At 39.7% G+C, this 13,684-nt stretch carries 13 protein-coding genes and 1 tRNA gene; 2 read left to right on the top strand and 12 right to left on the bottom strand.

Annotated elements, in window-relative coordinates; translation table 11 throughout:
• Window position 1: 1 nt before the first annotated feature.
• From BUB93_RS09800 to BUB93_RS09750, 11 genes are all read right to left on the bottom strand, one after another.
• On the bottom strand, window positions 2-1,582 hold the full coding sequence (locus BUB93_RS09800) for a nitrite/sulfite reductase (RefSeq protein ID WP_073271535.1): 1,581 nt from the start codon (window positions 1,580-1,582) through the stop codon (window positions 2-4).
• Between the two features lie 65 nt (window positions 1,583-1,647).
• The gene (locus BUB93_RS09795) at window positions 1,648-2,664 is read right to left on the bottom strand and encodes an ABC transporter substrate-binding protein (protein WP_073271533.1); all 1,017 of its coding nucleotides are present in this window, start codon (window positions 2,662-2,664) and stop codon (window positions 1,648-1,650) included.
• 15 nt (window positions 2,665-2,679) lie between these two features.
• On the bottom strand, window positions 2,680-3,447 hold the full coding sequence (locus BUB93_RS09790; protein ID WP_073271531.1) for an ABC transporter ATP-binding protein: 768 nt from the start codon (window positions 3,445-3,447) through the stop codon (window positions 2,680-2,682).
• A gap of 13 nt (window positions 3,448-3,460) precedes the next feature.
• Window positions 3,461-4,219, bottom strand: coding sequence for an ABC transporter permease (locus BUB93_RS09785; RefSeq protein ID WP_073271530.1), 759 nt, complete (start codon window positions 4,217-4,219; stop codon window positions 3,461-3,463).
• A 13-nt stretch (window positions 4,220-4,232) separates the two neighbouring features.
• Window positions 4,233-5,693, bottom strand: a complete 1,461-nt coding sequence (locus BUB93_RS09780; protein ID WP_073271527.1) for an aryl-sulfate sulfotransferase — start codon at window positions 5,691-5,693, stop codon at window positions 4,233-4,235.
• A gap of 129 nt (window positions 5,694-5,822) precedes the next feature.
• Entirely contained in the window at window positions 5,823-6,389 is a 567-nt protein-coding gene (gene thpR, locus BUB93_RS09775; RefSeq protein WP_073271526.1) for an RNA 2',3'-cyclic phosphodiesterase, read from the bottom strand.
• 4 nt (window positions 6,390-6,393) lie between these two features.
• Entirely contained in the window at window positions 6,394-7,548 is a 1,155-nt protein-coding gene (locus BUB93_RS09770) for a trans-sulfuration enzyme family protein (protein ID WP_073271615.1), read from the bottom strand.
• A gap of 28 nt (window positions 7,549-7,576) precedes the next feature.
• Window positions 7,577-8,398: an ATP-dependent sacrificial sulfur transferase LarE gene (gene larE, locus BUB93_RS09765; protein WP_073271525.1), complete on the bottom strand. Its 822-nt coding sequence runs from the start codon at window positions 8,396-8,398 to the stop codon at window positions 7,577-7,579.
• Between the two features lie 568 nt (window positions 8,399-8,966).
• Complete coding sequence (locus tag BUB93_RS09760; protein WP_073271524.1) at window positions 8,967-9,749, bottom strand: nitroreductase family protein; 783 nt, start codon at window positions 9,747-9,749, stop codon at window positions 8,967-8,969.
• Between the two features lie 22 nt (window positions 9,750-9,771).
• Window positions 9,772-10,164 (bottom strand): rhodanese-like domain-containing protein, encoded by a 393-nt coding sequence (locus tag BUB93_RS09755; RefSeq protein ID WP_242945496.1) that lies wholly within the window; start codon window positions 10,162-10,164, stop codon window positions 9,772-9,774.
• Window positions 10,165-10,247: 83 nt separating this feature from the next.
• Window positions 10,248-11,252, bottom strand: coding sequence for a sugar-binding transcriptional regulator (locus BUB93_RS09750; RefSeq protein WP_073271522.1), 1,005 nt, complete (start codon window positions 11,250-11,252; stop codon window positions 10,248-10,250).
• Between the two features lie 303 nt (window positions 11,253-11,555).
• Between BUB93_RS09750 and BUB93_RS09745 the strand changes: the two genes are divergently transcribed.
• Both BUB93_RS09745 and BUB93_RS09740 read left to right on the top strand, forming a co-directional pair.
• Window positions 11,556-11,631: transfer RNA gene (locus BUB93_RS09745), tRNA-Ala, on the top strand.
• A gap of 425 nt (window positions 11,632-12,056) precedes the next feature.
• On the top strand, window positions 12,057-13,001 hold the full coding sequence (locus tag BUB93_RS09740) for a transposase (RefSeq protein ID WP_073271519.1): 945 nt from the start codon (window positions 12,057-12,059) through the stop codon (window positions 12,999-13,001).
• A gap of 213 nt (window positions 13,002-13,214) precedes the next feature.
• Here BUB93_RS09740 and BUB93_RS11335 read toward each other — a convergent pair whose 3' ends face one another.
• Window positions 13,215-13,361, bottom strand: coding sequence for a lmo0937 family membrane protein (locus BUB93_RS11335; RefSeq protein WP_143159092.1), 147 nt, complete (start codon window positions 13,359-13,361; stop codon window positions 13,215-13,217).
• Window positions 13,362-13,684: the final 323 nt, after the last annotated feature.

Raw genomic sequence — 13,684 nt, 5'->3', positions numbered from 1 at the left:
ATCAATAGTCTAGATACATATCTTCAGGGACATCTTCTTCGAAGTGGTTGTACTTTTTGATTAATTCAACCACTTCGTTTGTTGCGAGGTTACCGGTTTCCTTAATGGCCTTTGCGAGGGCAACGAGGAACTCCGGTATTTTTTTTGCAGGCACATCTCCCACTTCAGCCCCTAGCCTGGTTTTGTTTCCTTCTACCAATCCATCCAGAAAAACAGCATAAAAGGGCATAGCTCTGCCGTTTACTTTTTTCTTCTTTCCGCACAATCCAATTTCACCCTTTTGATGCTGGCCACATGAATTTCTACATCCTGAAATAAAAATCCGGGGAAGCTGCCTTTTTGTATCCAGTTGTTCATCATTGAATCTCTTTACGGTCTCTCCTAAAAGTTCTTTAGATTTAAGCATGCCAACCCTGCATGTGCCAGCTCCTGTACAGGAAACAGAGCTTGCCAAGGGATAATCTGGCATTATGTCTTCAATAACTTTTAATAACGTCTCTCCGTCACTTTGGGATAAATCCCTTATATAAAAGCCTTGGGTACTTGTGAGCCTTATGGATGTTTCATAAGGAAGAGACTTTAAAAAACCTGTTATCGACTTTAAATCATCTGTGGATATGTAACCGCCTGTAGGATGAACATAGACACTGTATTTTCCACTTTGGATTTGTGGCAAAAGCTTTTCTTTTTTATCTATTTTCATTACAGGTCGTTTTTTTTCTGTATCAATGCCATATTCCACTGTCAAATCCAGGTCGTTGTTTTTTATTACCTCCTGGAGAATATCTTTATATAGCTCTTTAAACTTATCTTCTCCCAGTCTGCCTAGAATATAACGAATCCTGGCTTTATTTCTGTTTTCGTAGTCACCTTCTCTTTGAAACAGGATCTTCATAGCTTCAACGTGGTAAAGAATCATTTTGTCATCAATGAATTCATCTAAGATGAGCGATCTTGATGGATTTGGTCCTAAACCACCACCGCCGTATACGGAAAAACCTATTTTGCCATCGAATTCTTTTGCTATGAAGCCTAAATCTGCTATACCTGCGTTTGCACTGTCTTTCCATGAATCGCTTACCGAAATCTTATACTTTCTCGGGAGCTTAAATGCCGAAGGGTCTTTAATTAGGTGTTCATTTATTCCAAGCGCATATTCAGTTACATCGAATACCCCTTCCGGATCCACGCCAGATAATGGAGATGCAGCTATATTTCTTACTGTATTGCCTCCGGCACCCTTTGTAATTATTCCAATGCCCAATAGTTCATCCAGTATGTTTGCGGTATCCTCGATTGAAGTCCCGTGAAACTGGATATCTTGCCTGGTGGTGAAATGAAGAAGATTCCAAGCGTATCTATCAGCGATTTCTATAAGGCTATCAAGCTGTTTTATGCTTGAAACGCCTGCTGCTATCTTAGCTCTGACCATATACTTACCGTCTTGTCTTTGCTCATATATACCAAAGCAGGACCTTATAGGTTTGAACTCTTTTTCAGTGATATCACCGGATAAAAATTCTTTTACCTTGCTTCTGTATCCAAGTTGTTCCTTCATTACCGATTCAGGATACACCATCATTTGCATCACGCTCCTTTACTACATTTTACATTGTTTGCATTATTTCATCCAGCAAAATGACAGCTCTATCGGTTTGCTTCTTCATAATAGCTGTTGTCTCCCCACTGATAAACGTCGAAATCATTTTGGATAAGCCCTTCGTTTATTAAAAAGTCCTTGTTTGAGCTTACTTTATCCAACCCCAAAGGCTCAATTTCCAAAGAAAAAAATTCAAAAGCTCCGTCATCTGAACCGTAAAGATACTCTGCTGTTTCAATGCTGATTCGTGATTTTTCAGCAAATATCTCGTATGCGCTCTGTGGATTTTCCACCGCGTACTCCTTAGCCCTAATAAAAGCTCTCAAAAAGGCAGTTGCTGCTTTTTCGTTGCCGTCTATAAAATCACTTCTCCCTATAAGAACAAAAGCACCTGTCCAGTCGTCATTTTCCCGTGAGGTATTTATTATTTTGCCAATGTTTTTTTCAAAAGCCAGGTTCGCTATGACTCCGTCTGTATAAGCTATGGCGTCTACATCTCCACTAACAAGGGCCGCTTCTGCGTCAGTGGTCATATTAATAAGCTCTACATCGGCTTCGCTTAAGCCGTACTCCTCAAGAGCCTGCAAAAGATATTTTTGAATGAAGGTACCCCTTGGATACGCAATTTTTTTGCCTTTAAGGTCTGCAACGCTTTCAATCCCCGAGTCATCTCCTACTACTATGCCCGCATGTCCTTGAGTATTCACTATGCTGATAAGTCTTGTATCAATTCCTCTTGATTGAATTACTATCCCCGGAAAATCAGCATAAAGAGCAAAGTCAATGTTTCCGCTGGCCAGTGCTTCATTGACAGCCGGACCTGCTCCTGTGAATCCCTGTGAGTTAAGCTTAAAACCTTCTTTTTCCAGTTCTTCTTCCAGGTAGCCTAGTTCCAGAGCCAGCCCCCCTACCCCGTCTATAAAATCATTGGCTCCTATGGGATATCCCAGCTTAACTTCCTTTAAATCATCCGCTGAAGAATCATTTCCGCCACCTGCAGTGCATCCGGCAAATACAACCCCTGCTATGATAGTCAAAATTATGGCTTTTAAATACTTGTTCATGATTTATTATCTCCTTTATATCATATATTCAGGATTTATATTTTCTTCTTCAAAGAAATATCCCAGTATCTGTTTTTTTATTCGGGCAAATTCCAAGCTTCCCCTATCTTTGGATTCGTATGAATCCCCGTTGATTACTGACCTGATTTTACCCGGTCCGGCGGACATAACAACGATTCTTTGCCCTAGATATATTGCTTCGTCTATGTCGTGGGTGACCATGATCATCGTGGTCTTTTCCGACTCCCAAATTTTAAGTATTTCCTTTTGCATCTGAATCCTAGTCAATGCATCCAATGCTCCAAAAGGCTCGTCCAGCAACAGGATTTCCGGATTATTTACAAGACCTCTTGCGATAGCTGCTCTTTGGGCCATACCTCCAGACAATTGATGGGGGTATGCCTTATGAAACCCATCGAGTTTCACCATCTTCAAATGATCTGTAACCAGCTTTTCTCTAACGGCTCTGCTTTCGTTTATAAGACCAAAGCCTACATTTTCATCTATAGTAAGCCAAGGCAACAGTCGGTGCTCCTGAAAAACCATGCCTCTATCCGTGCCGGGACCGGATATCTTTGTTTCACTATAAGTTATGCTGCCTGAAGAAGCGGACTCCAGTCCGGCTATTATTTTTAGCAAAGTGCTCTTTCCACATCCGCTATGGCCCAATATAGTGACAAACTCTCCTTTCTTGACATCCAGATTAATATCCTTTAAAGCTGTTACATCACCGCAATTGGTGGAAAATATTTTATTTAAATCTTTTATTGACAGTCCCCTCATCAAATTCCTCCTCCTATTTTTTCCAAGGCGTAATCCTTTCAAGAATCAAGGTCAAGGCCTTGTCCATAGATACCCCAAGAACGCCTATGGATATCATTCCGACAATCATGACATCCGGCTCCATCATGCTTCTAGCGTCGCTTATACGAAAGCCTATACCCGAGCTTGCAGCGATAAGCTCTGCCGCCACCACTGCAACCCATGAAATGCCCAATCCAAGCTTCAATCCTACGAATATCTGGGGAAGGGCAGAAGGGAAGTAAACCTTCTTAAAAGTCATCCATCCGCTAAGCTTATACAAGGCAGCAACCTCTACCAACCCTTTAGGTGTGGAACGCATTCCGCTGATAGTATTAATAAGTATTGGGAAAAATGCTGCGAGAAAAATCACAGCCACTTTAGACTCTTCACCTATGCCCAACCATAAAATTATCAGAGGTATCCATGCCAGGATGGGTATCTGTCTTATTGAATTTAAGGTCAGTGTGAAAAAATCGTTTATATGCTTTGAAGTCCCCATGAGTGTTCCGAGAGTCACTCCTGCAAATATTGCCAACAGGTACCCCCTTAATACTCTGGTTAGGCTGACAAGTATGTCTCCGACTAGCAGACCTGATTCCATCATATTTAAAAATGCCCTAGCCACATCCCCTATCGGCGGCAAAATCGCCGGAGGAAACATCCCACTTTGTACGCTCAAATGCCAAGCCAGAAGTATGATTAGCGGCAGTATGAGTCCCGTAGCATTAAGATTATTGACTTTTTTATTCATCCAGACATCTCCTTTAAATTTTTGAATCAGTATCGGATATTACACAAAACAAAGCCTCGTCGTCTTCTCCTTTTGCTTCAATTATCCCATCCACTTTGACTTTCCTTTCAAAACCGCTCTGAGCCGCTCCCGGAACCCTGAAAGTGGTTACGTCGATTGGTTCGATCTTTGTTTCCTTTGGCTCTTCAAGCTGAGGTATCCAGCTGTAGGGCACTCGGTAGGCTCTATATACCATGTTCATCTTATCTAGGCTTCCACCCTTGAAAAAATATGGGCTGATATATTCCCAAACCAGCTGGTGATCATTAGTAACTTCCATGAGCCTGCCATCAGATCCTTCAGTTATTAGGGTGTTGCCATTGGGAAGCCTTTGGGCGCTGCTTACAAATGGACTGTAGAATCTATAAGAATCAAGGGGGGTAATGAACCCGGCTTCCCCGGGAGTATATTGCCATATGACTTCCAGTGTCACCGGATTAATTTCAAGCACCCTGGAATAGTCTCTTTTGGCATTCATCCTCCCTGTAGGCGCCGTAGGGTTTGGGGCGCCGTATCCTCCCCACCCTCCATTGTCATATATGAGGATATTGCCTGCACCCGGCAGTCCGTTGGGAATCATATGGGCATGATGTGGGCCTATTATCCATCCAATTTTCTTAAGCTCTTCAGATGAGTCGTAGTCGGGTCCCAGTCTCCATACTATTTTGCCGGTTTCTTTACTTATTATAGCCACTATGTTTGATTCTCGAGAGTCCCAAATTATGTTATCCGGATGAAATCTTTCGTCTCCTTCTTCATACCACTTGTTCTTTCCAAGAGTCGACATGGTATTTATATGAAGCCAGTCTCCCATCCCTCCTCCGGAAGGTCTGTAGTTTGGATCTCGGTATAAAATATTTTTCGCCGCTTCTCCAAATCCCATTTCCTCAAAATGTTCGTTAGGTCTCCATTCCCAAACTATATTGCCATCCCAGTCTACCTCTATGATTTTATCGTCCAACAGGACCTTTTCGGAAATTTCAGTGTTTATCACATTTTCATGGGTGAGTATCAGGGTGTTTCCCTTATTTGTTTCAGGTGTCTGATCTGGGCTGAAATAACCGGTAGAAGAACCTTGTCTTTGGTAGTCGTGGTGTTGTCTTGCCATCCACCTCGGTGCTTCACCGGGATCTTCCACATATTCATTCTTATCAAAGCTCCAAACAACATTTCCTTCCCAATCCACCTGTACCAAGTCTACTTCATCTTGAATACCGTGTTTTGCACTTCTTTGTCCCCTGCTGCCTAAAACATATCCTCCAGGTAAAATTTTGTTTGGAAAACCGCTCAGGCCTTCCCATAGCTGTACTTCTTTGCCGTTCATGTCGATCAGAAGCGCGCCTTGTCCTGCAGCTTGATAAATCGTATAGCCCCCATAAGCTTTTTCAGTATTGTATATCGTAGTACCTGTTGGATGTATCGTCGGATGCCCCATTTGCAGTTCCCTCCATTTATTATATTATATATATGTTTACTATGCGTTGTTTTGATAATGTTAGCACGCATATATTAGTTTGTCAATATGTTTTATATGTTTTAATGCAAAAAAAGACCCTCAGGTCTTCTATTGATTCTTAAATGGATACTTTCTGATTATTTTATATTCAAGTTTTCCATCGATATTCACACTTTCAAAAATACAGATTTCCTTTACATGGATAATCTCAAAATCACTTTTTTTAATAAAATCCAGCTTAATGGGGCCGTCGTCGTTAAAATCGATGTTTTGAGCCAATGTCACATGAGGCTTGAAATCCCTATTTTCTCTTTCAAAACCCAGCTTTTCCATGGAATTTTCTACTCCTGAATACAGGTCATTAAGTTGAACTAAGTCTCCTCTCACCCCAAGCCACATTACTTTTATTCTCTCTGCCTTGTAAAAAAAACCAATGTCACCAAGCCTCAAACTGAAGCTATGGATTCTGGAGCACAGTCTTTCCAGTTCTCTTCCTATTGTTTCGATTCTGTCAATTGGGACTGGTCCAAGATATTTTAAAGTAATATGAATATTTAATGGGTCTTTCCACTTTCCTTTAATCACATGTTTTTTCAATTCATCTTGCGATGCTGATATTTGAGATTTCAATATTTTATCGATTTCAATTCCGACGAACAGTCTCACCTTCTTCACCAAATCACTCCCGGTTTATGCCTTGATCCAGATCAGCTATAAGGTCTTTTGCTTCCTCGATTCCGACAGAAAGTCTTAGCAGATATTCATCTACCCCTATTCTGTCTCTTATTTCCTTTGGTATTGCTTGATGGGTTTGCTCTATCGGGTAAGTAATCAAACTCTCCACCCCTCCCAAACTTTCAGCAAATGATATGATTTTTAAACGTCCCAGTATATCTCTGGCTTTTTTCACATCTTTAACTCTAAAGGATATCATCGCCCCTGAGCCTTCAGATTGCTTATTGTTGATTTCATGACCGGGATGATCCTCTAGACCTACATAGTATACCTCTTCTACGTGCTGATTAGACTTTAACCACTGTGCAATTTTCATTGCATTTGACTGCTGCCTCTCCATCCTTATACCCAATGTCTTGATTCCACGCAAAATCAACCAACTGTCGAATGGAGACAAAACCGCTCCGACAGTCTTGTGGATCATGTCAATCCTTTCTGCATCGTCAACATCATTGGTCACTAAAAAACCTGCAAGGGTATCGTTGTGTCCTCCAAGATATTTAGTTCCGCTGTGAACTACCATATCTGCTCCAAGATCGAGTGGCCGCTGAAAGTAGGGTGTCAAAAATGTATTGTCAACTATTAATTTCAAGCCTTTTTCCCTTGCCAGACATGCTGCCTGCCTTATATCTGTCACTTTCATCGTCGGATTGGTAGGACTTTCGATAAAAAGACATTTTGTGTTCTTTTGGATATTGTTTTCCAATTCAACAATTCTTGATGTATCACAATAAGTTACTTCTATTCCGTTTTTCTTGTTGATTTCCTCAAACAACCTGTATGTTCCGCCGTACAAATCATCTGATGCTATTATATGGTCTCCAGGAGAGAACAGCTCCATCATAGCAGCTATTGCAGCCATGCCTGTTGAAAAAGCAAATCCTTTGCTTCCACCTTCCAACAAGGCTATGGTGTCTTCGACTTCTTCTCTGGTAGGATTTTGAACTCTGGAGTAATCGTAACCTGTAGATTCTCCATAGGCAGGGTGTCTAAAGGTGGCGCTTTGATAAATAGGCATGCTGATTGCACCGGTTACCTCTGCCAACGATCTTCTGCCATGGACCATGTTTGTTTTTATATCCAAGTTATTTTTTTTCATAACATCACCTTCCCTTAATGCTTTTAGTTTAGCCTGTTTTACTATTCTTATCCAACACTTCATTCATGCTGCCTGTCCTGTAGCCCTTCATATCGAGACAAACATAAGAAAATCCAAACCCTTTGAATTTTTCATCTATTTCATTCAACAAGTTCTTGTCTAATATTTTCGCAAATTCTTTTTCTCCGATTTCTACCCTAGCCAAGTTTTCATGATGTCTGACTCTCAACTGTCTGAATCCAATGTCCATAAGGTATTGTTCCGCCAATTCCACCATCGTCAATTTTCCCGAGGTGATCTTGTTTCCGTAGGGAAATCTGGATGACAGACAAGCAAAAGCTGGTTTATCCCATGTTGGAAGGTCCATTTCTTTTGATAAAACTCTGATATCTTCTTTGGTTAAACCTGCGTATTTCAAAGGACTTACAACACCCAGTTCTGCAGCTGCCTTCATTCCTGGTCTGTAATCTCCGGTGTCATCGAGGTTGGACCCATCTGCCACATTTTTAAAGCCTATGTTTTTTGCTACTTCACCAACTTTAATGAACAGCTCGTTTTTACAATAATAACATCTGTCAATTGGATTTTCAGAAAATCCATCAATATCTAATTCCTCAGATTCAATCACAATGTGCTTTGCTCCGATTAGTTTGGCATATTTCACCGCTTCCTCAAACTCTCTTTTAGGATATGTTGAAGAAGTGGCTGTAACCCCAACCGCTTTTTCCCCCAACACGAGGTATGCAGCCTTAAGCAAAAATGTACTGTCCACCCCTCCCGAGTAAGCTACGGCTACGCTCTCTAGGCTTTTTAAGTATTCATCCAATATCTTCTTTTTGCTATATAACATGTTTCCTCTCCCATCATTACCTACTATTTGTATATGATTTATTTGGTTATTGTTACATTTTAACCCCTGTCAGAGCTCATGTCAATATCAATCGAAGACAAGGCTTATTCTACTATTGACAACAAAAAAGTCTTAAGGGACAGTCAATCAACTCAATTATGATTGCCGTCCCTTAAGACATTGATTCATTAGTCATACAATTTCCTTTCTGATGGCTAATGGATTTTCACAAAGCTTCTAAGATTTTAAGGTTTTTAGTTCATATCTTTGAATACCTGTTGCAATGTATCGGTTGCTCATCGTTTACATAAGACATGTATTCAATAAGACTTACTACCATCACAACTTAAAACACTTGATATTCTCTTCCAACGAACTTTGCTTTAAATAATCGGTTTGGATTTTCTAAATTGTTTTTTAAGCAATTTGTACTTTTCCTTTCCTATTAAAGCCACTTCCTTTTATCTCTTCTTGCTTTGTACTTATTATTATAACAGGTTTTTTTTATAAGTAAACCCCTTTTTATAATTTTTTTGATTGTTTTTTAAGTTTTTTAGTAATGTGCGACCTAATCAAGCACGAATGTGTTCATATACAACCAAGCTGTATCCGGTGCGTTGCTGTCAACCAGCCAACTTCCGCTCATTCCCATTTCCTTAGCTCTTTTCTCAAAATGGCACATGGCAATCCCCATATCAATGTACTTGAGTTCAATCTTTGCATCGACAAGATAGAAATGCACTCTTGATTCATCCCATATAACCCTTACCGGTTGCCTGTTCATTGCCGAAGGCGACCATCTGACGGCTTCAAGTATCTTTATTTTATCTTTATCATCAATTATATTTAAATCCTTGTCGAAATAGCATTCGTTAAAATCCATTCGGTTTCTTTTTATGCCGCTTATTAAAAAATCTCTTAACCTTTTCCCTTGCGCCTCATAACCCACAGTTAAAATTGCCGGTATGCTCTTTATACCGTTTTGGGAAGACTTCATTGCATCAATAACGTTTTTTTTGGAAAAAGATCCGCCGAGCCAACAGGTGCCAAGGTTCATATCTACCAATTTCAACGATATATTTTCTAAAACATAACCGTAGTCTATATAGGAAAGTCTTTCTTTTTGACACCATCCAAGAATTGCTCCATACTTGCCGCTGATAAACCCGTAAGTTCCAATTTTTCCTTTTCGCGAATCCAAGTCTTCCACAATGAATTCCAGCTCGATCTCGTTTCCATTTGGTCCTGTCATAGGATTTTCAATCATATGCAGTATTTTAGTTATCTCGTCAGCACTTAAAAAAGTCTCTTTATATATTCTGACTGATTTCCTTTTATCAATGGCATCCATAACGTATTCCTCCAATGTATGATTATCTTGTTGTCTCATATGGCCAATCTACGATTCCACCTAAATCGTAAAGGTTTCTATAACCAAGCCTTTTTAAGATTTCACCGGCTGCTTTTGTTCTATTGCCTGTTCTGCAATAAATGACTATCTTTGCATCTTTGTCAGTTAAAATTTCCTCAGCTCTTTCCTCAAGCTCGTCTACAGGAATTAGTATGCTTCCTGGAATGTGCCCTTCATCATATTCTGCCTGGGTTCGCACGTCGACGAGAGTAAAGTCTTCATTTTCTTCCATCATAGATTTGACTTCTTCAGGTGAAATAAGCATAACTTCATTTTCTGTGTCTATGGCATTTGCGCATCCACCCAAAAATACGAGGGGAAAAAATATCATCATAATAAAAACCGTTTTTTTCATAATTAAATTCCTTTGCTTATGTATTGATCAAATTATTAATCAAATTTAATCTTACCTATTATTATACCTTGATTGGCAAGAGTCTAAACATGGGTTTCTAATTCGCCATTATTCAATATGCTTTTGCCTAGGGAATAATTTGTTATCAGCACATCAATAAGATTCCCTTTGAGAGCAGATATTACAGTTTGGGTTTTATGCACTCCTGATACCATCACTATTTTAAGAGGTATTTTTTTGTAAGACTCGAAGTCTATGGCTATTGTTCTATTTTTAAAATCCGTGTCACACTCATTGCCCTCGCTGTCAAAAAATCTAAGTGCCATATCTCCGACTACACCTTTTTCTGTTAGGTGATCTAGTTCCTCTTCTTCAAGAAAATCGTAAGAGACCAAGAGGGATTTAAGATCCGGATAAAAAGATCCTATACCCGTTATAGATATGGTGACTTTTTTGAACCGATCAATTATTTTTTTAACGTTTTTCTCTTCTTTCAGTTGCTTGGTCAGGTTCTCATTGCTGCTAAAGCCTTCTGCGTACAAAACCTTGTTTTCCCCTCCAAAGGCCATGGCCATCCTGCGTGCCAAAGAAGCTACATCAAGCTCATCACTTAAGCTGTTAAGGCTTCCATGCAAAGTCACAAATTGAGCATTTACCTTTTGACACGGGTTAAGATAGTGGATCATGTAATACATGGTCCTGCCAAAGGCTATGCCTAAAACATCCTCGTCCTTGATTATTCTTTGTAGATATCTCGCTCCCTCTAGTGCTACTAGTTTCTTGTGATTGTCTGGAGCATCTTCTTTTTCTTCTATCTTGTTTTCTACCGGATCAGCGGCTATAATAACCTCTTTTAATCCGAACCTGTTCATAAGCTCCTGCTCCAGCTCGATGCACTCGAGATAAGGATCATTTATTACAAATTCTATTATCTTGTCTTCTCTTGCTTTGTTCAGCAGTCTCGATACTGTGGGAACCGAAATGTTAAGCTTATTAGCTATCTTGCTTTGTGGCATGTTTTTCATATAATAAAGGTAGGCTGCTTTGACTGTTAAAAACTGAGATTGATTATATACCTCGGATATCATTTGTATCCCTCCGTTTTAAATATAAGTTCTATGGATATTTTATCACAAAATAATAAGCCCGTGCATGGCTTCACGGGCATCAAAGAGAAGAGCCTGCATTACAGCAAGGAGTGTAATACAAACCTATAATCAGTCATGCAGGGCGAGTGCATGACTGATATTTATGTATTAATGATAATACTTGTTAGATGTTTTTTCAATATAGAAAGTTTTTTCATTAGGTTGAAGTTTTTAATTGCAATTTTGAGCAAATGATATGGATTTTTTTGAATATTTATGTTATATTATTTAGGTAATTCATATGGGGGTATAGCGCAGCTGGGAGCGCGCCTGACTGGCAGTCAGGAGGTCAGGGGTTCAAGTCCCCTTATCTCCACCAATAGGTACTACATGCTTCAAGGTTTAAGCCTTTGAAGCTTTTTTATTTTTTTGTTCATTGCCGGTAAAACCAAAGAATAATTATCCACCCGTAATTTCTTTAAGCCCAATAAGGGCCTATTACCAGCTGTGCCTTAAGGCACTTTTTAAAAAGCTCGGCAACCATTATTTGTAACCAGCTCCCCTTTGAAAGGGCCTTCCCCCAAAACATCGTGGAAAGAATAGGACCAGTTCGCTTAATTTGGTTTATAGACGTTGTGGGGACACTTCTCAACTATATCCTTGTTATCCCATCTTGCGACTCTGATTACAATATATTATTTACTCCGATAAACTTCTCCTTGCATCCGTGCTATAAATATGTAATAATATTTTTAAGAACATATGTTCGTTATAATAAGTAAATTCCCGAAAGGAGTGTTTTCTTTGCCACGCATAGCACGTATAAAAGACCCTGATACCGTCCACCATGTGATGTGCCGCTCCATAAGCGAGCTTACCCTGTTTAAAAACTACAAGGACAAGGTAAAATATTTAGAGCTTCTTGCACTGTACTGCGAGAAATTCCAGTGCAGCATACTCTCATACTGCCTTATGGATACCCATGTCCACATACAGCTAGACCCTAGGGGATCTGACATGTCCAAGTTCATGCACGGGGTCAATCTTTGCTATGCCCAGTATTACAACAAAAAGTACAGAAGGCACGGTCATGTTTTCCAAGGCAGGTTCTTAAGCAGGGCAGTATTTGATGATGTGTATAACCTGGTGGTATCAGCATACATCCACAACAACCCCAAGGACATTCCAGATTACAGGGATGCTGTTCACACCTATCCTTATTCATCTTACGGCATCTATCTTGGAAACTACGACTATGACTTTGGCCTGGCTGACCCAGACTTTATTTTATCTCAATTTGCCAACGACCCTAAAGAGGCTATGGTAAAATACGCCGAGTTTGTCTCTTCCTGCAACAAGGTCACACAAAAGGAAAAGTACTACGAACTTATAGACGATTATGTCAAAAACGACAAGTACGCTTACAAAAGCGAAAGAGTCGTAATCTACAGGGATTATTCTCCACATGAAATCCTTAATGCAGTGGAATCAGCTCTTAGAACTGAGATTCCCAACTTCATCAACGTCAAATATAACCGCAGCCTTTCAGATGCAAGAGCTGTATCTGCCTTTTTGATGCGCTGTCTCTGCGACTTCACCTACAAGGACATCTGCAAAACCCTTGGCAATATAACTGCAAGCCAAGCAGCTAAACTCTGCAACAAGGGTTATGAGCTGATCAAGTCCATTCCCAAGTATCAAAACATCTACCCAGAAATTCTGGACTTCATAAAACCTAAAGCATCCTAAGGACAATTAAAACCAAACTTCTCAATCCTCCATATCGGTGGATTATTTGTGACGTTAACATATTAATCAAATTCTCTTCTGCTAAACACAGAGATTAATAATTAACCATAGCGCTGAGAAAAATGGGTGCTGCAACACACCCATATTGTCTTTACTGCCTATTAGTTGTGAAGTGTCCCCCTTTGTTGCTTGAAGTGTCCCCCTTTGTTGCTTTCACCTTTTTCTGTTTTGAATCAAATTTAACAATACTACGATTACTGCGATAACTAAAAGAACATGTATAAATCCACCTATTGTGGTTGAAGAAACTACACCAATGAGCCATAACACTACGAGCACAGCAGCTATTGTCCATAACATGATAACCAACTCTCCTTTATTTTCATTCTAGAATCTAAATAAAATTAATTTTGGAAATATAAGTCCGATGTCACATAAGATTGGTTAATTTAACTTGTCAATGACTTTATACCCTAAATCATCTTTTAGAAAACATAATGATAACTTTTATTCTCAGAGCGTTGTAGGTACGCTTCTAGATTAATAAATTCATCATACTGATGTATTAGTTGTGAAGTGTCCCTTGTTTGTGCTGATGTATTAGTTGTGAAGTGTCCCTTGTTTGTGTGCTGATGTATTAGTTGTGAAGTGTCCCTTGTTTGTGTGCTGATGTATTAGTTGTG

Source organism: Alkalibacter saccharofermentans DSM 14828 (assembly GCF_900128885.1).
Taxonomy (GTDB): Bacteria; Bacillota; Clostridia; order Eubacteriales; family Alkalibacteraceae; genus Alkalibacter; species Alkalibacter saccharofermentans.
Note: the sequence above shows the minus strand (reverse complement) of the source record. Positions and strands in the feature narration are given on the sequence as shown.